We start from the raw sequence: 22,645 nt of genomic DNA, 5'->3' as shown, positions 1-22,645 counted from the left end.
AGAGCTGTCATCGCACGCTCCAACCGCAACACTGAATAAAGCGCGGCAGATGCCGTCAGAAAAAACACAGGAGTCTAGCCCCATGAAAGCTTCACCCTCGTTGTTGTTGGCCGCCATGCTGAGTCTGCCAGTCCTGGCGCACGCGGCAGAACCGGAACAGTGCAAGACCGTCAACTTCTCCGATGTCGGCTGGACCGACATCACCGTCACCACCGCGACCACCAGCGAAATCCTCAAGGCCCTGGGCTACAAGACCAAAACCACGATGATTTCGGTACCCGTGACCTACAAGTCCCTGGCCGACGGCAAGAACATGGACGTGTTCCTCGGCAACTGGATGCCGACCATGGAAAACGACATCAAGCCATACCGTGATGCCGGCACCGTGGAAACCGTGCGCGCCAACCTGGAAAACGCCAAGTACACCCTGGCGGTGCCCGAGGCGCTGTACAACAAGGGCCTGAAAGACTTCGCCGATATCGCCAAATTCAAGGAAGAGCTGGGTGGCAAGATCTACGGGATCGAACCGGGTAACGACGGCAACCGCACCATCCAGACCCTGATCGACAAAAACGCGTTCGGCCTGAAAGACGCAGGCTTCAAAGTGGTCGAGTCCAGCGAAGCCGGCATGCTGTCCCAAGTGGACCGTGCCGCCAAGCGCGACCAGGCCATCGTGTTCCTCGGCTGGGAACCGCACCCGATGAACACCCGCTTCAAGATGAAGTACCTGACCGGCGGTGACGATTCGTTCGGCCCCAACTACGGCCAAGCCACCATTTACACCAACGTGCGCAAGGGTTACACCCAGGAATGCAGCAACGTGGGCCAGTTGCTGAAAAACCTGGTGTTCACCCTGAACATGGAAAGCACGCTGATGGGCAATGTCCTGGACGACAAGATGAAGCCCGACGCCGCCGCCAAAGCCTGGCTGCAGAAAAACCCGCAAGTGCTCGACACCTGGCTCGCCGGCGTTACCACCGTCGACGGCAAACCCGGCCTTGAGGCCGTCAAAGCCTACCTCGCCAAATAACACCCGCTGACCCCGGGGCGGTGCGCTGCCCCGGGATGTTTTCCCCTTCGCATGTGGACATTCACTACCATGCTGACTGAACAGAAAATCCCACTAGGCCAGTACATCGCTGCCTTCGTCGAATGGTTGACCCAACACGGCGCCAACTACTTCGACGCAATCGCATCGACACTGGAAACGATGATCCACGGCGTGACGTTTGCGCTGACCTGGTTCAATCCGCTGGCATTGATCGGTCTGATTGCGCTGCTGGCTCACTTTATTCAACGTAAATGGGGCCTGACGGTTTTTGTCATCGCCTCCTTCCTGCTGATCCTCAACCTGGGGTACTGGCAGGAAACCATGGAAACCCTCGCGCAGGTGCTGTTCGCCACCCTGGTCTGCGTGGTCATCGGTGTGCCGCTGGGCATTGTTGCCGCGCACAAACCGTTGTTCTACACCATGATGCGGCCGGTGCTCGATCTGATGCAGACCGTACCGACCTTCGTCTACCTCATCCCTACCCTGACCCTCTTCGGGCTGGGTGTGGTGCCTGGGCTGATTTCCACGGTGGTGTTCGCGATTGCCGCGCCGATCCGTCTGACTTACCTGGGCATCCGTGATGTACCGCAAGAGTTGATGGACGCCGGCAAAGCCTTCGGCTGCTCGCGCCGTCAATTGCTCTCGCGCATTGAACTGCCACACGCCATGCCGAGCATTGCCGCCGGCATTACCCAATGCATCATGCTGTCGTTGTCGATGGTGGTGATCGCGGCCCTGGTGGGTGCCGACGGCCTCGGTAAGCCGGTGGTCAACGCACTCAACACCGCCGACATCGCCCTGGGCTTTGAAGCGGGCCTGGCGATCGTATTGCTGGCCATCATGCTCGACCGCATCTGCAAACAACCCGATGCCAAAGTAGGGGGTGATGCATGAGCATTATCCGATTCGACAAAGTCGACGTGATCTTCTCCAAAGACCCACGCGAAGCGCTCAAGCTGCTGGACCAGGGCATGAGCCGTAACGAGATTCTGAAAAAGACCGGGCAGATTGTCGGCGTTGAAAAGGCCAGCCTGGATATCGAAAAAGGCGAGATCTGCGTGCTGATGGGCCTGTCGGGCTCCGGCAAATCCAGCCTGCTGCGCTGCATCAACGGCCTCAATACCGTCAGCCGCGGGCAGCTGTTCGTGGAGCATGAAGGTCGGCAGATCGACATTGCTTCCTGCACCGACGCAGAGCTGAAAATGATGCGTACCAAACGCATCGCCATGGTGTTCCAGAAGTTCGCCCTGATGCCCTGGCTGACGGTGCGCGAGAACATCAGCTTCGGCCTGGAAATGCAGGGCCGTCCGGAAAAAGAGCGGCGCAAGCTGGTGGACGAAAAGCTCGAACTGGTGGGCCTGGCCCAGTGGCGTAACAAGAAGCCCGACGAGTTGTCCGGCGGCATGCAGCAGCGCGTCGGCCTGGCCCGCGCCCTGGCGATGGACGCCGACATCCTGCTGATGGACGAACCTTTCTCTGCCCTCGACCCGCTGATCCGCCAAGGCCTGCAGGACGAGTTGCTGGAACTGCAACGCAAACTGAGCAAGACCATCGTATTCGTCAGCCATGACCTGGACGAGGCGCTCAAACTGGGCAGCCGCATCGCGATCATGAAGGACGGCAAGATCATCCAGTACAGCGTGCCGGAAGAGATCGTGCTGAACCCGGCGGACGACTATGTGCGCACCTTCGTCGCTCACACCAACCCGCTGAACGTGCTGTGCGGCCGCAGCCTGATGCGCACCCTGGACAACTGCAAGCGCGTCAACGGTTCGGTGTGTCTGGACCCGAGCGGCGACTCGTGGCTGGACCTGGCCGAAGGCAACACTATCCAGGGCGCCCGCCAGAACGGTGCGGTGATGAACCTGCAGAACTGGGCACCGGGGCAACCGGTGGAAGGCCTGGGCCGCGTACCGACCTTGGTGGATTCGAATATCGGCATGCGTGATGCGCTGCAGATTCGTTATCAGACGGGTAACAAGCTGGTGTTGCATGACAACAACCAGGTGGTGGGGATCCTCGGTGATAGTGAGCTCTACCATGCCCTGCTGGGCAAAAACCTGGGCTAGCACACACTGCAAAACAACGGTGGGAGGGGGCTTGCCCCCGATAGCGGTGGATCAGTAACAGATGGACTGACTGACACACTGCAATCGGGGGCAAGCCCCCTCCCACATTTTTTGCCCCAGTGGGGTCAGTGACACCACCGGGCTTTCAACGCATCAGCTATAGACACGGCCAAGGAGCTGCCGATGGCTTTCAAACTGATCGAGCACATCCCGGGTGATTTGCTCCGGGGTGAAGCCCATCAGGTCGTATTCCTGAGGCCCGTTGTGCAGGTAGACCTCGGCACGGTAATAGCGCGTGCGCTCTTCTTCGGGCACATCGTTGGGCGCCGACGAGTAAGCATCCAGGCTCACTTCATAAACGAACGGATTGCCCTCTTCCATCTCGATGCGCACACCGATGCAGCGCTTGGACTTGCCCAACAGTGTCTGCACTTGCAAACCTTGTTCACGCAACGCAGTCGCCGCTTCTTCCAACGCCGGCGTGACGTGCTTGTCCATAAAGCGCTGCACCGTGGCCTGGCTCGGTTGCAAATCCAGTGCGGTCAAACGCTCGCTGAAGCCACGACGCCCGCGTTCGGCCAGTTGCGCCTGCTCCTGTTCGATCGCCACGTCCTGACGCATGGCCTTGTGCAAGCCGAACATAAAGAAAATCAACACCACCGAGAACGGCAGCCCCGCCAGCACCACCATGGTTTGCATGGCTTCGAAGTTACCGGCGAACAGCAGGCCGATGGTCACCAGGGTGATCACCGCCGACCAGAAGATCCGCAGCCAGTGCGGCGCATCTTCATCCACATTGCCGCCTTTGCACGACAGGTTGGCCATCATCACCGCGCCGGAATCCGCCGGGGTCAGGAACAGCACAAAGCCGACGAAGATCGACACACCAATCACGACTTTCGACGCTGGGTAATGCTCCAGCAATTGGTAGATCGCCATGGACGGCTGTTCCAACGCCGTCTTGCCCAACTCCACCGCGCCATGGTTCAGCACCAGGTCCAGGGCCGAGTTGCCGAAGATCGACAGCCACGCCAGGGTAAAGCCCAGCGGAATCAGCAGCACGCCCGCCACCAATTCACGCACCGTACGGCCACGGGAAATCCGCGCGATGAACATGCCTACGAATGGCGCCCAGGAAATCCACCAGGCCCAGTAGAACAGAGTCCACAGGCCCATCCAGCGTTCGGTCTTGGCACCGTCGCCTTCGTAGACGTACAGGTCGAAGGTTTTCAACACCAGGCCGTTCATGTAATCGCCGATGTTCTGCACGAAGCCGTTGAGCAGGTGCAGGGTCGGGCCGAACAACAACACAAAGATCAGCAAACCGCTAAACAGCACGATGTTGAGGTTGGACAAACGACGGATACCGTTCTCCACCCCCGACACGGCGGCGATGGTCGCCACGGTGCTCATCACGATGATCACGATCAGCAGGTTGGTGTTGCTGTGCTGCATGCCGAACAGGTTTTCCAGGCCGGACGACACCTGCATCGCGCCGATCCCCAGGTTGGTCACCAGGCCCAGCAGGGTCACGAACATGCCGAAACCGTCCACCGCATGGCCGGCCGCGCCCTTCACCCAGCGCTCGCCCACCAGCGGGTACAACGCCGAGCGCAAGGCCAGCGGCTGGTTATGCCGGTAGGCGAAGTACGCCACGGCCAGGCCGACGAGGGCGTAGATCGCCCAGCCGTGCAGGCCCCAGTGCAGAAAGGTCAGTTGCAGCGCCTGGCGCGCGGCCAGGTTGCTGCCGGCCACGCCTTCGGGCGGGTTGAAGTAATGGTCCAGCGGCTCCGAGGCGCCGAAGTACAGCAGCGAAATGCCGATCCCCGAGGAGAACAACATGCCGGCCCAGGCGCCGTAGCTGAAGTCCGGGGTGTCGTCCTTGCTGCCCAGTTTCAATTTGCCGTAGGACGAAAACGCCAGCCCCACCACAAACACCAGGTAAGCAGCGATGACTACCATGTAGTACCAGCCAAAGCTTTTGGACAGCCACGCCTGGGCGACCCCAAGCATGCGCCCGGCCTCCTGCGGGGCGGCGATCAGGACAGCGGTCAACAACAGAATCAGCGCGGTGGAGGTGTAAAACACCCAACCGTTGACCCGGACCTTTTCCGGCGGGGTCTTTATAAGAGAGGCAGAACTCATGGCGCAGATGCTCCGGGCAGTGCGAGAGAGAAACACAAGGCAACGGTTATCCCGGGACATCGATTTTTCGGCAGTCGACGGACGGGTGTTATAAAGACACCCCGAAAATCCCCGCCCCCGCGAAAGCGGCGGCAGGCCCTTGAGCGGGCCCTTCCAGGGATGTTCCAGGTGTCAGATGTCGCTGTCAGAACGGGCTGAAAACCTGCCAGCAGCGACGATTTGTCGCAGAGCTTATTCTTTGTTGATTGAACGTTCAATCAAAACAAAATAGACTGGCCTTCAAGCCGATGGACGTGATCGCCCGCCGGCAGGCCTAAGGAGACGTGCTACATGCCCAAGGTCGGTATGCAACCCATACGCCGCCAACAGTTGATCGAAGCCACGTTGACGGCCATCGATCAAGTGGGGATGGCAGACGCCAGCATTGCGCTGATCGCCCGTCTGGCCGGTGTATCGAACGGCATCATCAGTCACTACTTTCAGGACAAGAACGGCCTGATCGCCGCAACGATGCGGTACTTGATGAATGTGCTGATCGAGAACGTCTACGAGCGCAGGCTTGCGCTGAAGGATGACAGCCCACGGGCGCACATTCAGGTGATCATCGGAGGCAACTTCGACGCCAGCCAGGTCAATGGCCCGGCAATGAAAACCTGGCTGGCCTTCTGGGCCGCCAGCATGCATCACCCGTCATTGCACAGGTTGCAGCGGATCAACGATCAACGTCTGTATTCCAACCTGTGCTGCCAGTTCCGCCGAGCGCTGCCGCTGCCCGAAGCCCGCAGCGCGGCTCGCGGCCTGGCGGCGTTGATCGACGGATTGTGGTTGCGCGGCGCCCTGTCGGGAGACGCTTTCGACACGGAGCAGGCGCAACGCATCGCTTACGAATACATGGATTTCCAATTGGCCAAGCAGGTGAGTTAGAGCCCTTATAAATGCTCAACCCCTGAACGTCCGCCGCGCAGTGATGCCACACCCTCATGGCCCACTGTCGGCGGGTAACGCCAACCACTTATGCACTTGCGAGGACTTTATGGCCCGTTTCGACCTGCAAAAACTCTACATTGACGGCGGCTACAGCGACGCTGGCAGCGATGCCACTTTCGAAGCCATCAACCCGGCTAACGGTGAAGTTCTCGCCCAAGTGCAACGTGCAACGAAAGAAGACGTTGAACGTGCCGTGGTCAGCGCTGAAAAAGGCCAGAAAATCTGGGCCGCCATGACTGCCATGGAGCGTTCGCGCATCCTGCGTCGTGCCGTCGACATCCTGCGCGAGCGCAACGATGAGCTGGCCGCCCTGGAAACCCTGGACACCGGTAAAGCCTTCTCCGAAACCAAGTACGTCGACATCGTTACCGGCGCCGACGTGCTGGAATACTACGCAGGCCTGGTGCCGGCCATCGAAGGCGAGCAGATCCCGCTGCGCGACACTTCATTCGTCTACACCCGCCGCGAACCGCTGGGCGTAGTCGCCGGTATCGGTGCGTGGAACTACCCGATCCAGATCGCCCTGTGGAAATCCGCCCCGGCCCTGGCCGCCGGCAACGCGATGATCTTCAAGCCGAGCGAAGTCACCTCGCTGACCACCCTGAAACTGGCCGAAATCTACACCGAAGCCGGTGTTCCCGCCGGTGTGTTCAACGTCCTGACCGGCAGTGGCCGCGAAGTCGGCACCTGGTTGACCGAGCACCCGCGCATCGAGAAAGTCTCGTTCACCGGCGGCACCGACACCGGCAAGAAAGTCATGGCCAGCGCGTCGAGCTCCTCGCTCAAAGACGTCACCATGGAACTGGGCGGCAAGTCCCCGCTGATCATCTTCGACGACGCCGACCTGGATCGCGCCGCCGACACCGCCATGATGGCCAACTTCTACAGCTCTGGTCAGGTCTGCACCAACGGCACGCGCGTGTTCGTGCCCAAGCACCTGCAAGCGGCGTTCGAAGCCAAGATCGTCGAGCGCGTGGCGCGCATCCGCATCGGCAACCCGGAAGACGAGAACACCAACTTCGGCCCGCTGGTCAGCTTCGCCCATATGGAAAGCGTGTTGGGCTACATCGCCAAGGGCAAAGAGCAAGGCGCACGCCTGCTGTGCGGCGGCGATCGCCTGACCGATGGCGACTTCGCCAAAGGCGCATTCGTGGCACCGACCGTGTTCACCGACTGCACCGACGACATGACCATCGTGCGTGAAGAAATCTTCGGCCCAGTGATGAGCATCCTCACCTACGAGACCGAAGAAGAAGTGATCCGCCGCGCCAACGATACCGACTTCGGCCTGGCCGCGGGTCTGGTGACCAAGGACCTGAACCGCGCCCACCGCGTGATTCATCAACTGGAAGCGGGCATCTGCTGGATCAACGCCTGGGGCGAGTCCGACGCGAAGATGCCGGTGGGCGGCTACAAGCAATCGGGTGTGGGCCGTGAGAACGGCATCAGCTCGCTGAACAACTTCACCCGCATCAAATCGGTACAGGTTGAGCTGGGCGATTACGCCTCGGTGTTCTAACACCCGACCCTTGCGTTGCCTTTGAGGCCGCCATCGGAGGCAAGCCCCCTCCCACCTTTGGAATGCATTCCCCTGTGGGAGGGGGTTTGCCCCCGATGAGGCCCGACCTGCTGACCACACTTCAAAGAGGGTGCATTCAATGTCCCAAGAATACGACTACATCATTGTGGGTGCCGGCTCCGCCGGTAACACCCTGGCGACCCGCCTGACCGAAGACGAAGGCGTCACCGTCCTGCTGCTGGAAGCCGGCGGCCCCGACTATCGTCTGGATTTCCGTACCCAGATGCCAGCCGCCCTGGCGTTCCCGCTGCAAGGCCGTCGCTACAACTGGGCCTACGAGACCGATCCAGAGCCGCACATGGACGGCCGCCGCATGGAATGCGGTCGCGGCAAGGGCCTGGGTGGTTCGTCGCTGATCAACGGCATGTGCTACATCCGTGGCAACGCCATGGACTACGACAACTGGGCGAAGCTGCCGGGTCTGGAAAACTGGACCTACCTCGATTGCCTGCCGTACTTCCGCAAGGCCGAAACCCGCGACATCGGCCCCAACGACTACCACGGTGGCGACGGTCCGGTCAGCGTAACCACGCCCAAGGCCGGCAATAACCCGCTGTTCCACGCCATGGTCGAAGCCGGCGTGCAGGCCGGTTACCCGCGCACCGAAGACCTCAACGGCTATCAGCAGGAAGGTTTCGGCCCGATGGACCGCACTGTCACGCCGAACGGCCGGCGCGCCAGCACCGCGCGCGGTTACCTGGACACCGCCAAGAAGCGCTCCACGCTGACCATCGTCACCCACGCGCTGACCGACAAAGTCTTGTTCGAAGGCAAGCGCGCCGTGGGCGTGCGTTACCTGATCGGCGCCGCCGAAGAACGCGTTGAAGCCCGCGCGCGCAAAGAAGTGCTGGTGTGCAGTGGCGCAATCGCTTCGCCGCAACTGCTGCAACGCTCCGGTGTTGGCCCGGCCAAATTGCTGGAAAGCCTGGATATCCCGGTGGTCCACGACCTGCCCGGCGTCGGCGAAAACCTGCAGGACCACCTTGAGCTGTACCTGCAATACGCCTGCACTCAGCCGGTGTCGCTGTACCCGTCGCTGCTCTGGTACAACCAGCCGGCCATCGGTGCCGAGTGGCTGTTCAACGGCACCGGCATCGGCGCCAGCAACCAGTTCGAAGCGGGCGGTTTTATCCGTACCCGTGAAGAGTTCGAATGGCCGAACATCCAGTATCACTTCCTGCCGGTGGCGATTAACTACAACGGCAGCAACGGTGTGAAAGAGCACGGTTTCCAGGCGCACATGGGTTCCATGCGTTCGCCGAGCCGTGGCCGTGTGCAGCTGAAATCGAAGAACCCACGGGACTACCCGAGCATCCTCTTCAACTACATGGCCACCGAACAGGACTGGCAGGAATTCCGCGACGGCATCCGCCTGACCCGGGAAATCATGCAACAGCCGGCGCTGGACCCTTTCCGTGGCCGCGAAATCAGCCCGGGCATCGACGTGCAAACCGACGAGCAGCTCGACAAGTTCATCCGCGAACACGCCGAGACCGCGTTCCACCCGTCCTGCTCGTGCAAGATGGGCACCGACGAGATGGCGGTGGTGGACGGCGAAGGCCGCGTGCATGGCATGCAGGGTCTGCGCGTAGTCGATGCGTCGATCATGCCGATCATCACCACCGGCAACCTGAATGCGCCGACGATCATGATCGCCGAGAAAATCGCCGACAAGATCCGTGGCCGCCAGCCGCTGCCACGCAGCACCGCCGACTACTACGTAGCGGGCGACGCGCCGGTACGTGGTAAGCCGTTGCGTGAAGTGGGGCCGACTGCGCAGTAACTGATACACCGCGGTGCCTTCATCGGGGGCAAGCCCCCTCCCACATTTTGACCTTGTGTGGGAGGGGGCTTGCCCCCGATAGCGCCCGACCCGCCAATGCAAAACGCCTCCTTGATAAGCTACTCTGTTGCCTGCCCGCACCGAGCCGCCCACAAGGAAGGCCCCATGTTCGACCACCACGCCACACTCAAAAAACATTTCAGTGCCCTGCGCACCACCGCCGACTTCTTCTCCCTGCGCTACGTACGCGAGTCCGGCCAATACCTGTCGGTGCGCAAGAATGTCGCCGAACCGCCGCACCTGAACCATGACGAGGGCGTCATGCTCACCGTGCGTCTCAACGGTGTGGAGGCTTACGCCGCGACCCATGATATTTCCCTGGCCGGCATGCAAGCCGCCCTCGAACGCGCCGAACAGCAGGCGCTGCGGATCAAGCCCCATGCGCTGCTCGACCTGCGCGATCAGCAGGTGTCCAGCGACGTGGCCGACTATCTGTCGCCCGAACTCAACCAGCCCTTTCCTGCCTTGAGCGACTGCTATCAATTGCTGGGCGACGAGTCTGCCGCCGTGCCGAAAGACGAGCGCCTGGTCAGCTGGGACGTCAGCCTTGGCCTGACCCAGGTCGAGCAAATCTACCTCAACAGCGCTGGCGCCGAGTTGCGTCAGGCCCAACGTTTTGTGTTCCCCGGCGTGAGTGTCACCGCCTACGACAGCACCGACAGCCAGACCCGCACCCTGGGCGGTACCAACTTCGGCCAGCAAGGCGGCTATGAAGTGATCCGCCGCTTCGGCCTGGTAGGCGCCGCACCACGGGTGGCCGACGAAGCCCTGCAACTGTTGCTGGCGCCCAACACGCCCCAGGGTCCGCGCGACCTGCTGCTGATGCCCGACCAGATGATCCTGCAGATCCACGAATCCATCGGCCATCCGCTAGAGCTGGACCGCATCCTCGGCGATGAACGCAATTACGCCGGCACCAGTTTCGTCAAGGCCAGCGACTTCGGCCACCTGCAATACGGCTCCCGCCTGCTCAACGTAACGTTCGACCCGAACATCCCCGAACAGCTCGCCAGCTACAGCCATGACGACGATGGCAGCGCCGCCAGCAAGCAGTTCCTGATCCGCGAAGGCTTGCTGCTCAAGCCGTTGGGCGGTGCGTTGTCGCAATTTCGCGCCGGCATGGGCGGTGTGGCCAACAGCCGGGCCAGCAGTTGGAACCGCCCGCCGATCGACCGCATGGCCAACCTGAATATCGAGGCCGGCGACCAGAGCCTGGCGCAAATGATCGGCGGTATCGAAAGCGGCATCCTGATGTCGACCAACCGCTCGTGGTCTATTGATGACGCGCGCAACAAGTTCCAGTTCGGCTGCGAATGGGGCCAGTTGATCGAAAACGGCGAACTCAAAGGCGTGGTGAAGAACCCCAACTACCGCGCGATTTCCGCGCAGTTCTGGCGCAACCTCAGCGCGGTGGGCGACGCCAGTACCTTCCAGGTGCTGGGCACGCCCAACTGCGGCAAGGGCGAGCCCAACCAGGTGATCCGTGTCGGCCATGCCTCGCCGGCCTGCGTGTTCAGCAACGTCGACGTTTTCGGAGGAGATGCCTGATGAATGATTTCAAGGCATTGGTGCAGTGGCTCACCCAAGCCATCACCGACAAGGAACAGTTTCACCTGGGCTATGCCGCCGAAGCGTCGGAGTTCGTGCGTTTCAACCACGCCAAAGTGCGCCAGGCCGGGCAGGTGCAGCAGGCCAGCGTGAACCTCAAGTTGATCAGTGACGGGCGTCACGCCGACCTGAGCATCACCCTGGCCGGCGATTCGGAACTGGATCGCCAGCGTTTGGCCGAAGGCCTGCAGCAGTTGCGCGAAACCTTGCCGCTGCTGCCACCGGATCCCTACCTGTTGCTCAACCACGATGCCTGGCACAGCCACAACGAACAGGCCCAACCCTTGCCGGAACTGGCCCAGGTGTTGGCCGAAGTCAGCCAGGCCGCAGACGCGCTGGACCTGGTGGGCTTCTATGCCGCCGGCCCAATCAGCCGTGGCTTTGCCAGTTCCGACGGCGCATTCGGCTGGCACCAGGCCAATAGCTTCAATTTCGATTTCAGCCTGTTCCATGCCAATGGCGAAGCGGTCAAAGCCAGCTACGCCGGGCACACCTGGGACAGCGCCGAGTTCGCACGGCGCTTGCAGCAGGCTCGCGACCAGCTCGACTTCCTCGGCCGGCCGCTGCACACCCTGGCACCGGGTCAATACCGCGCTTACCTGGCACCGGCAGCGCTTGAAGAAATCATCGGCATCATCACCTGGGGCGGTTTTTCCGCCCAGGCCATCGCCAGCAAAGGCAGTTCGCTGCAACGTCTGTATGCCGGCGAGCAACACCTCAATAAGCAGGTGACGGTGCAGGAACGGATCAGCGGCTCCCTGAGCCAGGCGTTCTCCAGCGAAGGCTACCCGCGCAGCGATGTAACGCTGATCGACGCCGGCCAGGCGAGCGGTCAACTGGTCAATTCGCGCAGCGCCGCAGAATACGGCCTGAGCGCCAATGGCGCCAGTGGCGACGAATCCCCCAGCGCCCTGCAAATGGCGGCCGGCGACCTGGCCCAAGCCGACATCCTCAAGCAGTTGGGCACCGGGCTGTATATCAGCAACCTGTGGTACCTGAACTACTCCGACCTGCCGGCCGCGCGCCTGACCGGCATGACGCGCTTCGCCACGTTCTGGGTGGAGGACGGCGAGATCAAGGCGCCGGTCAGCACCATGCGTTTTGATGACAGTGTGTACAGCTTGCTCGGTTCGCAGCTGGAAGCACTGACCGCCGAGCGGGAGTTACTGCTGTCACCCAGTACCTACGGTCAGCGCAACACAGCCTCCAATTTGTTACCGGGGGCGCTGATAAAACGCCTGACCCTGACGTTGTAAATACTCTCCCTGTGGGAAGGAGCTTGCTCCCGATAGCGGTGTTCAACCAAGTGCTCATTGACTGACACATCGCTATCGGGGGCAAGCACCCTCGCACATTGTCTTGTGCTGGTTTCAGACAGCTCGGCTTTACCCGTTCCTACGGTCATTTCTCTTGCGCACCGTGCGCGCGGGCAGCCTGTTGTCGCCTGCAAAAAACCTCGTTATAAGGGTTAGTGGCATCCCGCCACCCTACCCGCGTGCCCGCACGCAAAGCATGACCTTGTCCGGGGAAGGACAAGCTGGAGCGTTGACATGAACCATGGAAGTTTTGTCATTGAACGGCTGTACAAGCACTACAACGTCCACGTAGAGCGACTGGGAAACGATCCACACAAGAACACCGTCCTGCTGGTCAATGGGGCGCTCTCCACCACGCGGTCTTTCGCGCGTACCAGCAAATGCCTGGCCGAACACTTCAATGTGCTGCTGTTCGACCTGCCGTTCTCCGGCTATTCACGCGAACACAACGGCGACCTTGACCTGGTCACCAAGGACGACGAGGTGCAGATCCTGCGGGCGCTGGTGGAGCGTTTCGAGGTCAACCATCTGGTGTCGGCTTCCTGGGGCGGCATTTCCACCCTGCTCACCCTGGCGCACAACCCGCCCTCCATCAAAAGCTCGGTGGTGATGGCCCTGGCACCCAACCTCAACCGAGCCATGCTCGACTACGTGGACCGCGTACGCGTGCTGATTGAGGCCGATGACAAATCCGCCGTCGGCCATTTGCTCAACGAAACCGTAGGCAAATACCTGTCGCCGCGCCTCAAGCGCAATAACCACCGGCACCTGTCGAACATGGCCACCACCGAATACCGGCAAGCGCGCTTTCATATCCACCAGGTGCTGGCATTGGGCGACGGCAATTACCTGCCGGCGCTGCGGCAAATCGAAACGCCGGTGCATTTCCTCAACGGCGCGCTGGACAAATACACCCCCGCCGCCGACGCTCAATTGTTCAAGCAATACGTGGGGCGCAGCAGTTTTGCGGTGGCGCAACACACCGGTCACCTGTTGGATCTGGAATCCCGCGAGGCCGCCCTGGCGGTGCATCGCGCGCTGTTGGATTTCCTGGTGGGCGAGCACGCGGTGTTGTCGGATTTAGACCAACCGCCAGTGGGAAAAGGCGCGATGGATGGCGCATAATCGCCGACACATAGCCGGCTAACAAAAAGGTCCCCCATGCCCGATCGCGCCCCTCTCGATGCCAAGACCGCCCGCTGGCTCCCCTGGGTGGTGGCGATTGCCTTCTTTATGCAGTCGCTCGATGGGACGATTCTCAACACCGCTCTGCCGGCCATGGCCAGGGACCTGGCGGAAAACCCGTTGCGCATGCAGGGGGTGGTGATCGCCTACATGCTTACGGTCGCCTTGCTGATCCCAGCATCGGGCTGGATCGCCGACCGTTTCGGCACCAAGAAGATCTTCTTTGGCGCAATCATGCTGTTCAGCATCGGCTCGCTGCTGTGCGCGCTGTCCAGCAGCCTGACCATGCTGGTGGGGGCTCGGGTCGTGCAGGGTCTGGGCGGAGCGCTGATGCTGCCGGTGGGACGCCTGGTGGTATTGCGCGCCTACCCGCGCTCCGAGCTGGTGCGGATCATGGGCTTCATCACCATCCCTGGCCTGCTCGGCCCGCTGCTTGGCCCGACCATGGGCGGCTGGATGGTGCAATACCTGACCTGGCACTGGATCTTTCTGATCAACCTGCCGGTGGGCATGATCGGGTGCTACGCCGTGTGGAAGTTCATCCCGGACCTGCGCGGCAGTGAACGCACGCGCTTTGACGGAATGGGCTTTGTGCTGTTCGGCGCGGCGATGGTGCTGATCACCATCGCTATGGAGGGCCTGGGCGAACTGCACCTGCCGCACCTGCGGGTGATGTTGCTGCTGTTCGGCGGGCTGGCGTGCCTGGCGGCGTACTGGCTGCGCGCCGGGCATATCGATAACCCGCTGTTTTCGCCGGTGCTGTTCAAGACCCGCACCTTTGCCGTGGGCATCCTGGGTAACCTGTTCGCCCGCCTGGGCAGCGGCGCGTTGCCGTTTCTGGTGCCGCTGCTGTTGCAGGTGGCGCTGGGGTATTCGCCGTCGGAGGCGGGCATGAGCATGCTGCCGTTGGCGGCGGCGGCGATGTTCGCCAAGTCCGTGGCGCGGCCGCTGATCGAACGCCTGGGCTACCGCGTGGTGCTGACCGGCAACACCCTGGCGCTGGGCATCATGCTGGCGAGCATGGGCCTGGTCAGCGAGCAGACGCCCTACCCGCTGCTGCTGGGCATGCTGGCGGTGCTGGGGGCGATCAACTCCCTGCAATTTACCGCGATGAACACCGTGACCTTGATCGACCTCGACGACGCCCAGGCCAGCAGCGGCAACAGCCTGCTGTCGGTGGTGGCGCAATTGTCCCTGAGCCTCGGCGTGGCCTGCGCCGGCGCATTGCTGGGCGGGTTCACCGCCGAAGCCGGCAATGACGGGGTCAATACCGTGCTCGGCGCGTTCCAGTTGACCTTCCTCACCGTGGGCGTCATGGCGATGTTGGCGGCGGCGATTTTCCTGCAACTGTCGCCAAAAGACGGCAAACGGCTGGGCAGCCGCGAGCACGACATCGAGCACTGACGGGCGGCTCGTCTAGAACTTGCGGGGAAAATCCCACGAGACTGGTACACTGCGCGACATTTTGTTTTTGCAGAGCCCGCCCCGTGACCACCATCGCCACCGCTTTTAATACCTTGCCGCTGTCCGCCGCCATGCTGGCTAACCTCGACTCGCTGGGTTACGTCGAGATGACGCAGATCCAGGCACAAAGCTTGCCGGTGATCCTCAAGGGGCTGGACCTGATTGCCCAGGCCAAGACCGGCAGCGGCAAGACCGCCGCCTTCGGCATCGGCCTGCTGAACCCGATCAACCCGCGCTACTTCGGTTGCCAGGCCCTGGTGATGTGCCCGACCCGCGAGCTGGCCGACCAGGTGGCCAAGGAAATCCGCCGCCTGGCCCGCGCCGAAGACAACATCAAGGTGCTGACCCTGTGCGGCGGTGTGTCCCTCGGCCCGCAGATCGCTTCGCTGGAACATGGCGCCCACGTGATCGTCGGCACCCCGGGCCGTATCCAGCAACACCTGCGCAAGGGTTCGCTGGTGCTGGACGGCTTGAACACGCTGATCCTCGATGAAGCCGACCGCATGCTCGACATGGGTTTCTATGACGCCATCGAAGACATCATCAGCAAGACCCCGCCACGCCGTCAGACCCTGCTGTTCTCGGCCACCTACCCGGTGAGCATCAAGCAGTTGGCCTCCAAGTTCATGCGCGCGCCACAGCAGGTGAAGGCCGAAGCGTTCCATTCCGACGAGCAGATCGAGCAGCGTTTCTATGAGATCTCCCCGGAAGAACGCATGGACGCGGTGACCAAGGTGCTGGCGCATTTCCGTCCGGCCTCGTGCGTGGCGTTCTGCTTTACCAAGCAGCAAGTGCAGGAAACCGTCGACCACCTGACGGCCAAGGGCATCTCCGCCGTCGGCCTGCACGGCGACCTGGAACAGCGCGACCGCGATCAGGTACTGGCGATGTTCGCCAACCGCAGCACCTCGGTGCTGGTGGCCACCGACGTGGCCGCCCGTGGCCTGGACATCGACTCGCTGGACATGGTGATCAACGTCGAACTGGCCCGCGACTCGGAAATCCACATCCACCGCGTCGGCCGCACCGGCCGCGCCGGTGAGACCGGCATCGCCATCAGCCTGGTGGCGCCGTCCGAGGCCCACCGTGCCCAGGCCATCGAGCAGCTGCAAAAGTCGCCGCTGAACTGGGACCAACTGGACAACCTCAAGCCGCAAAGCGGCGGTCCGTTGTTGCCGCAGATGAGCACCCTGTGCATTGCCGCTGGCCGTAAAGACAAAGTGCGCCCAGGTGACATCCTCGGTGCATTGACCGGCGAAGCCGGCATCCCCGGCGCCCAGGTTGGCAAGATCGCGATCTTCGACTTCCAGGCGTTCGTGGCCGTGGAACGGGGCATCGCTAAGCAAGCACTGCAGCGCTTGAACGACGGCAAGATCAAGGGCCGCTCGTTGCGCGTGCGCATCCTGTAACCCGATCTGCGACCTATATGAAGATCCAATGTGGGAAGGGTTTTGCCCCCTCCCACAGTTTTGATTGCATTCAGACCCGTATTTTTATGAGGACATTGCTGTGCGCTCGACCGAAGTTGTGATCATTGGCGCCGGCGCCGCAGGCTTGATGTGCGCACTGACCGCCGCTGGTCGTGGGCGCAAGGTGATGTTGATCGACCATGCAAACAAAGCCGGCAAAAAGATCCTGATGTCCGGCGGTGGCCGCTGCAACTTCACCAATATGTACACCGAGCCGGCCAACTTCCTGTCCCACAACGCGCACTTCTGCAAGTCGGCCTTGGCCCGTTACACCCAATGGGACTTCATCGGGCTGGTGGCCAAGCACGGCGTGCCGTACCACGAGAAGAAACTCGGCCAACTGTTCTGTGATAACAAATCCAGCGACATCCTCGGCATGTTGCTCGATGAGTGCATCCAGACCGGTGTAAGCCTGCACCTGGACACCTCCATCCAGGAAATCGCTAAGCTCGACAGCGGCTATCAGCTGCAAACCACCCTCGGTGAGCTGCGCTGTGAATCCCTGGTGATCGCCACCGGCGGCCTGTCGATCCCGACCCTGGGTGCCACAGGTTTTGGCTATCAGGTGGCTAAGCAGTTCGGCCATGAACTGCTGCCAACCCGCGCAGGATTGGTTCCTTTCACCATCACCGATCAGCTCAAGGCGCTGTGCACCGAGTTGTCCGGCACCTCCGTGGATTGCGTGGCCAGCTGCAACGGCCAGAGTTTTCGCGAGAATCTGCTGTTTACCCATCGCGGCCTGAGCGGGCCGGCGATCCTGCAGATTTCCTCGTACTGGGAGCCGGGCGACACGGTCGAAATCAACCTGCTGCCCGAGCACGACGCCCACACCTGGCTGCAACAGCAACAGGTCGAGCGACCGAACAGCGAGTTGAAGACCCTGCTCGGTGAGATCTTCACCAAAAAGATGGCCAACCTGCTGGCAGACACTTGGTTCGCGTCCAAGCCGATGAAGCAATACACCCATGCCGAAGTCGCCGACATCGCGCAGAAGTTGTCGAGCTGGCAGTTCGTGCCCGCCGGCACCGAGGGCTATCGCACCGCCGAAGTGACGCTGGGCGGCGTGGACACGCGGGAAGTCTCGTCCAAGACCATGGAATCACTGAAAAGCCCAGGGCTGTACTTTATTGGCGAAGTGCTGGACGTGACCGGCCACTTGGGCGGGTTTAACTTCCAATGGGCCTGGGCATCGGGCTACGCCGCCGCGCAATACGTCTGACGAAGCCCCCTCCCACGTTCCGATTTGCAGTGTGCCTGTGAAATAATTTGCGGTGAGATGTGATCACCACGCTTGCCGTGGCGTCCTTACTGCCTCAATTTAGCGGCATCGTCCCGGAAGACTCCAGCCTTCATGTCATCGACCTCGTTCAAGCAGTCCATGCGGCGCCTATGGGCGCTGGATAAATTCAGCTACAGCGTTCGGGTGTTCATCGCCCTCACCGGCAGCATGGCGCTGTGCTGGTATCAGGATGAAATGACCCTGCTGATCCCGCTGTTCCTGGGGATTATCGCCAGCGCTCTGGCCGAGACCGATGACAGCTGGCAAGGCCGCCTCAATGCCCTTGCGGTGACGCTGGTGTGTTTCAGCATCGCCGCGCTGTCGGTGGAACTGTTGTTCCCCTACCCCTGGCTGTTTGCGATTGCCCTGGCGCTGGCGAGTTTCTGCCTGACCATGCTCGGCGCCCTTGGCGAGCGCTACGGTGCGATTGCCTCGGCGACGCTGATTCTGTCGGTCTACACCATGATCGGTGTGGATCAGCGCGGAGGGGCGGTGTCGGACTTCTGGCACGAACCGCTGCTGTTGGTGGCCGGCGCTGCCTGGTATGGCGCGTTGTCAGTGTTGTGGCAGGTGCTGTTTTCCAACCAGCCGGTGCAACAGAGCCTGGCGCGTTTGTTTCGCGAGTTGGGGCGTTACCTCAAGCTCAAGTCGTCGCTGTTTGAACCGATCCGCCAACTGGATGTAGAAGCCCGTCGTCTGGAACTGGCTCAGCAGAACGGTCGCGTAGTCGCAGCGCTGAATGCGGCGAAGGAAATCATCCTGCACCGCGTGGGTAACGGTCGCCCGGGTTCGAAGGTCAGCCGCTACCTGAAGCTGTACTTTCTGGCCCAGGACATCCACGAACGCGCCAGTTCTTCGCACTATCCCTACAACGCCCTGGCCGAGGCGTTTTTCCACAGCGACGTGCTGTTCCGCTGCCAGCGCCTGTTGCGCCAGCAAGGCAAGGCCTGCCAGGCCCTCGCTGAGTCGATCCAGTTGCGCCAGCCGTTTGTCTACGACGACAGTTTTGCCGAAGCCCTCGGTGACCTGAACGCCTCCCTGGAACACCTGCGCATCCAGAGCAACCCGGCCTGGCGCGGCTTGCTGCGCTCGTTGCGCGCCCTGGCGGCCAACCTGTCGACCCTCGACCGCCTGCTCGGCGACGCCAGCAACCCCGACGCCCTGGCCGACGCCACCGACAGCAATCTGCTCGATCGCGCGCCACGTAACCTCAAGGAAATGTGGACACGGCTGCGCACGCAGCTGACGCCGACGTCATTGCTGTTCCGCCATGCGTTGCGCCTGTCGTTGGCGCTGACCATCGGCTACGGCACCTTGCATGCGATTCACGCATCCCAGGGTTACTGGATCATCCTCACGACGCTGTTCGTGTGCCAACCCAACTACGGCGCCACCCGGCGCAAACTGGGCCAACGGATCGTCGGCACCGCCATTGGCCTGACCGTGGCCTGGGCGCTGTTCGATCTGTTCCCCAGCCCGCTGGTGCAATCGATGTTCGCCATCGCTGCCGGCCTGGTGTTCTTTATCAATCGCACCACCCGCTACACCCTGGCCACGGCGGCGATCACGCTGATGGTGCTGTTCTGCTTCAACCAAGTGGGCGATGGCTACGGGCTGTTCCTGCCTCGGCTGTTCGATACGTTGATCGGCAGCCTGATCGCGGGGCTGGCGGTGTTCCTGTTTCTGCCGGACTGGCAGGGCCGGCGCCTGAACAAAGTGCTGGCCAACACCCTGACCTGCAACAGCATCTACCTGCGGCAAATCATGCAGCAGTACGCCGCCGGCAAGAGCGACGACCTGGCCTATCGCCTGGCCAGGCGCAATGCGCACAACGCCGATGCGGCGCTGTCCACCACCTTGGCCAACATGCTGATGGAGCCGGGGCACTTTCGCAAAGAAGCCGACGTGGGCTTTCGCTTCCTGGTGCTATCACACACTTTGCTCAGCTATTTGTCGGGGTTGGGCGCACACCGCGACACCGCACTGCCGGCCGACGTGCGCGAACACCTGATCAACGGCGCCGGCCATAGCCTGGCAGCCAGCATTGACGAAATCGCCACGGGGCTAGCCAACAAACAACCGATTGCGATCCAGAGCGATGCCGAAGAAGCCCTGGCCGCCGAGCTGGAGCAGATGCCGGATGAGATCGACGAGGGGCAGCGCTTGGTGCAAACGCAGCTGGCGCTGATCTGCCGACAGCTGGGGCCGTTGCGCACACTGGCGGCGCATTTGATCAAGGACACCGAAGCGGCTTAGGTCGCTATCGGGGGGCAAGCCCCCTCCACCCCTGATCGGATTAACACGGTCCACCTGTGGAAAGGGCTTGCCCCCGATAAGGCCCGCACAGGCACTACATACCATGGGCCTTCATCAACCGCGCATAACTGCCATCCACCTTCATACTGGCAATCTCCCGGTCAAAGCTCGCCACAATCTGCGCATGCTGAGGATTTTTCAGGCTGACCAGGATGTGCAGGCTGTTTTCGCTCAGCGGTTTGGGCAGAAACTCTATGGCGTTACGCACCCGGGGCGATTCGCGGGACAGGTAATAGCGCGCCACATACTCATCCTCCACCGTCAGCCGCACCCGCTGCGCCGCCAGCATGCGTACGGCCATGGCGAAGTTATGCACCGGCACTTTCTGCAGTTGGGTGTCCCCGTCGAAGGCCGCCGAATAGGCATAACCGCGCACCACGGCAATCGGGTAGTCGTGCAGTTGTTCCAGGGTTTGATAGTCGATAGGGTCGTCGCGGCGCTTGATAAAACGCACGCGGTTGAGCAGGTATTCGTTGGAGAATTCGCCCAGTTGCGTGCGGGCGTCGTCGTACCAGGCGTTGATCAGCACGTCATAGCGCCCATCGCCCACGCCCATCAACGCCCGGGCCCAGGGCACTTGTTCAAAGTCACTGGCATAACCTGCGCGCGCTAAGGCCGTGGTGACAATGTCAGTGGCCAGCCCACCATTGATCAAAGTCGCATCGGTAAACGGTGGCCAGGCATCCGCGACCAGGCGCAGACGCTGTGCAAACGCCGGCTGAGCCAGCAACAACACTCCAATTAAAGCAAAGGCACGAGAAAATCGCGGCATGCTCAAAATCCTTGGCGAGCTTAGCTCAGGCCATACCTGAGGTGTTAACAGTAGCCCAGATTACACAAAGAAACGGGGCAACAGGGCACTCAGTGATGGCTAATTGATTTCATTCACCACAATAGACCATTTAGACAGAGCTGCCCGTCGCGCTTACTATCAAGAACAGACATTTATGCGAGAACACACCATGACAGTTGATTGGGTCTGCAAACACCACAATGACCTGGGCAAAGATCAGCTCTACGCCATCCTGCGGTTACGCAACGAAGTCTTCGTAGTGGAGCAGAAATGCATCTATCAGGACGTCGACGGGCAGGACTTGATCGGCGACACCCATCAACTGATGGGCTGGCAGAGTGACGAGCTGGTGGCCTACCTTCGGCTGCTGGACCCCGATACCCAAGGCGGTGACGTGGTGGTCGGCCGAGTGATTATTGCCCCAGCGGCACGGGGCACCGGGTTGGCGCACCGGATGATGGAAGAGACTCTCAAGCAGATTGACGATATCTGGCCTGATACGCCGATATTTCTCTCAGCCCAAGCGCATTTGCAGGGCTATTACGGCCGTTATGGCTTCGTGGTAGCGGGAGAGGAATACCTGGAGGACGACATTCCTCATATCGGCATGCGGCGCGCCTGAGAAAGCCATCCAGAGCACTGCGGCCAACTGTGGGAAGGGGCTTGCCCCCGATGATGCCAGGGAATCAACCAAGAACTCAGGGATAACCCAGCACGCGCTTGATCGAGGTCAGATTGGCTTCGATCCAGCGCCGATCGATCGCGCCCCAGTCGCGAATTCGATAACACCCGGCATGGTTGCGGGCGCCGTCTTCTTGTTCGAACTCACACACGATATCCAGGTCGGCCAGCGCGGCAATGGTGTCCTGGGCCGTGCGCCGAGGCATGCCGGTCATCTCCGTCAGCGCCGGTACGTTGCTGGCCTGGCCGCTATCGATCAGGTAGGCCACATAGAGGCGGCGGTAGAAGCTGCTTTTGGTTTTGCTCACATCCATGGTCATTGGCCTTGTGCGGTCAGGGTTTGCCCAGCAGGTCGCGATACGTGAGGTATACCCGCAGGTCGAATTCCACCTGATGGTATTCCGGCATCATGTATTGGCAGAGTTTGTAGAACGCCTTGTTGTGGTCCGATTCCTTGAAGTGCGCCAGCTCATGCACCACGATCATGCGCAGAAATTCCGGCGCGGCCTCTTTGAACAAGGCGGCGATGCGGATCTCTTTCTTGGCTTTGAGGTTGCCGCCCTGCACCCTGGAAATGGTCGTGTGCAGGCCCAGGGCTCGGTGCGTCAGGTCCAAGCGGTTATCGAACAGCACTTTATCGATGGCCGGCGCGTTGCGCAGGTGTTCCTGCTTCAAGGCCAGCGCGTAGGCGTACAAGGCCTTGTCGCTCTGCACTCCATGGCGCTCGGGATAACGCTGCTCCAGATAGGCGCCCAATTGGTCCTTGGCGATCATCTGGCGCACTTGCTCCTGAAGAGTGACAGGGTAGGCCTGGAGGTATTTCAGCGTAGTCATGGCGTGCGCGGCGGGATTCGAAGGGC

18 protein-coding genes are annotated in these 22,645 nt (G+C 61.4%); 14 read left to right on the top strand and 4 right to left on the bottom strand.

The genetic code is table 11. The features are described 5' to 3' along the window. The first annotated feature begins 82 nt into the window (after positions 1–82). The 3 genes from K1567_RS18525 (at position 83) to choV (ending at position 3,120) form a co-directional block, all read left to right on the top strand. Complete coding sequence (locus K1567_RS18525) at positions 83–1,030, top strand: choline ABC transporter substrate-binding protein (RefSeq protein ID WP_034101195.1); 948 nt, start codon at positions 83–85, stop codon at positions 1,028–1,030. A 69-nt stretch (positions 1,031–1,099) separates the two neighbouring features. Then, a complete protein-coding gene (choW, locus tag K1567_RS18520) occupies positions 1,100–1,945 on the top strand; it encodes a choline ABC transporter permease subunit (protein ID WP_016972877.1) in 846 nt (281 codons plus the stop codon). Further along, positions 1,942–3,120: a choline ABC transporter ATP-binding protein gene (gene choV / locus K1567_RS18515; protein WP_034101196.1), complete on the top strand. Its 1,179-nt coding sequence runs from the start codon at positions 1,942–1,944 to the stop codon at positions 3,118–3,120. The genes choW and choV overlap by 4 nt, the downstream gene beginning before the upstream one ends. 153 nt (positions 3,121–3,273) lie before the next feature. Here the strand turns inward: choV and K1567_RS18510 are convergent, their stop codons facing one another. Further along, the gene (locus tag K1567_RS18510) at positions 3,274–5,208 is read right to left on the bottom strand and encodes a BCCT family transporter (protein WP_236238682.1); all 1,935 of its coding nucleotides are present in this window, start codon (positions 5,206–5,208) and stop codon (positions 3,274–3,276) included. A 387-nt stretch (positions 5,209–5,595) separates the two neighbouring features. On the opposite strand from K1567_RS18510, the gene betI reads away from it, so the two are divergent. The 10 genes from betI (at position 5,596) to yccS (ending at position 20,251) form a co-directional block, all read left to right on the top strand. Then, positions 5,596–6,189 (top strand): transcriptional regulator BetI, encoded by a 594-nt coding sequence (gene betI, locus K1567_RS18505; protein WP_034101198.1) that lies wholly within the window; start codon positions 5,596–5,598, stop codon positions 6,187–6,189. Between the two features lie 109 nt (positions 6,190–6,298). Continuing rightward, a complete protein-coding gene (gene betB, locus K1567_RS18500) occupies positions 6,299–7,771 on the top strand; it encodes a betaine-aldehyde dehydrogenase (protein ID WP_034115325.1) in 1,473 nt (490 codons plus the stop codon). Between the two features lie 139 nt (positions 7,772–7,910). After that, positions 7,911–9,614, top strand: a complete 1,704-nt coding sequence (gene betA / locus K1567_RS18495; RefSeq protein ID WP_034101201.1) for a choline dehydrogenase — start codon at positions 7,911–7,913, stop codon at positions 9,612–9,614. Between the two features lie 165 nt (positions 9,615–9,779). Next, positions 9,780–11,222, top strand: a complete 1,443-nt coding sequence (locus K1567_RS18490; RefSeq protein ID WP_220698749.1) for a TldD/PmbA family protein — start codon at positions 9,780–9,782, stop codon at positions 11,220–11,222. Continuing rightward, entirely contained in the window at positions 11,222–12,538 is a 1,317-nt protein-coding gene (locus K1567_RS18485; RefSeq protein WP_034115327.1) for a TldD/PmbA family protein, read from the top strand. The genes K1567_RS18490 and K1567_RS18485 overlap by 1 nt, the downstream gene beginning before the upstream one ends. Before the next feature lie 294 nt (positions 12,539–12,832). Further along, positions 12,833–13,723 carry an alpha/beta fold hydrolase gene (locus K1567_RS18480; protein WP_220698748.1) on the top strand — a complete coding sequence of 297 codons (891 nt, stop codon included), beginning with the start codon at positions 12,833–12,835 and terminating at the stop codon, positions 13,721–13,723. A 36-nt stretch (positions 13,724–13,759) separates the two neighbouring features. After that, on the top strand, positions 13,760–15,187 hold the full coding sequence (mdtD, locus tag K1567_RS18475; protein ID WP_034101205.1) for a multidrug transporter subunit MdtD: 1,428 nt from the start codon (positions 13,760–13,762) through the stop codon (positions 15,185–15,187). A 131-nt stretch (positions 15,188–15,318) separates the two neighbouring features. Continuing rightward, positions 15,319–16,656 (top strand): ATP-dependent RNA helicase DbpA, encoded by a 1,338-nt coding sequence (dbpA, locus tag K1567_RS18470; protein ID WP_231980942.1) that lies wholly within the window; start codon positions 15,319–15,321, stop codon positions 16,654–16,656. Positions 16,657–16,756: 100 nt separating this feature from the next. Continuing rightward, positions 16,757–17,935, top strand: a complete 1,179-nt coding sequence (locus K1567_RS18465) for an NAD(P)/FAD-dependent oxidoreductase (RefSeq protein WP_034101207.1) — start codon at positions 16,757–16,759, stop codon at positions 17,933–17,935. Between the two features lie 132 nt (positions 17,936–18,067). Next, positions 18,068–20,251 (top strand): YccS family putative transporter, encoded by a 2,184-nt coding sequence (yccS, locus tag K1567_RS18460; protein ID WP_034115330.1) that lies wholly within the window; start codon positions 18,068–18,070, stop codon positions 20,249–20,251. A 94-nt stretch (positions 20,252–20,345) separates the two neighbouring features. Here yccS and K1567_RS18455 read toward each other — a convergent pair whose 3' ends face one another. After that, positions 20,346–21,083: an ABC transporter substrate-binding protein gene (locus K1567_RS18455; RefSeq protein ID WP_034101210.1), complete on the bottom strand. Its 738-nt coding sequence runs from the start codon at positions 21,081–21,083 to the stop codon at positions 20,346–20,348. A gap of 190 nt (positions 21,084–21,273) precedes the next feature. Here K1567_RS18455 and K1567_RS18450 point away from each other — a divergent pair, with 190 nt between their 5' ends. Beyond that, complete coding sequence (locus K1567_RS18450; RefSeq protein ID WP_220698747.1) at positions 21,274–21,726, top strand: GNAT family N-acetyltransferase; 453 nt, start codon at positions 21,274–21,276, stop codon at positions 21,724–21,726. Positions 21,727–21,802: 76 nt separating this feature from the next. On the opposite strand, the gene K1567_RS18445 is transcribed toward K1567_RS18450, so the two are convergent. Together K1567_RS18445 and K1567_RS18440 are read right to left on the bottom strand one after the other, a co-directional pair. Then, positions 21,803–22,099, bottom strand: coding sequence for a helix-turn-helix domain-containing protein (locus K1567_RS18445; RefSeq protein WP_034101211.1), 297 nt, complete (start codon positions 22,097–22,099; stop codon positions 21,803–21,805). A 19-nt stretch (positions 22,100–22,118) separates the two neighbouring features. Then, on the bottom strand, positions 22,119–22,619 hold the full coding sequence (locus K1567_RS18440; protein ID WP_034115331.1) for a M48 family metallopeptidase: 501 nt from the start codon (positions 22,617–22,619) through the stop codon (positions 22,119–22,121). Between the last annotated feature and the right edge of the window lie 26 nt (positions 22,620–22,645).

Source organism: Pseudomonas sp. S5F11, assembly GCF_019641515.1.
In the GTDB taxonomy this organism is placed as follows: Bacteria; Pseudomonadota; Gammaproteobacteria; order Pseudomonadales; family Pseudomonadaceae; genus Aquipseudomonas; species Aquipseudomonas rhodesiae.
Note: the sequence above shows the minus strand (reverse complement) of the source record. Positions and strands in the feature narration are given on the sequence as shown.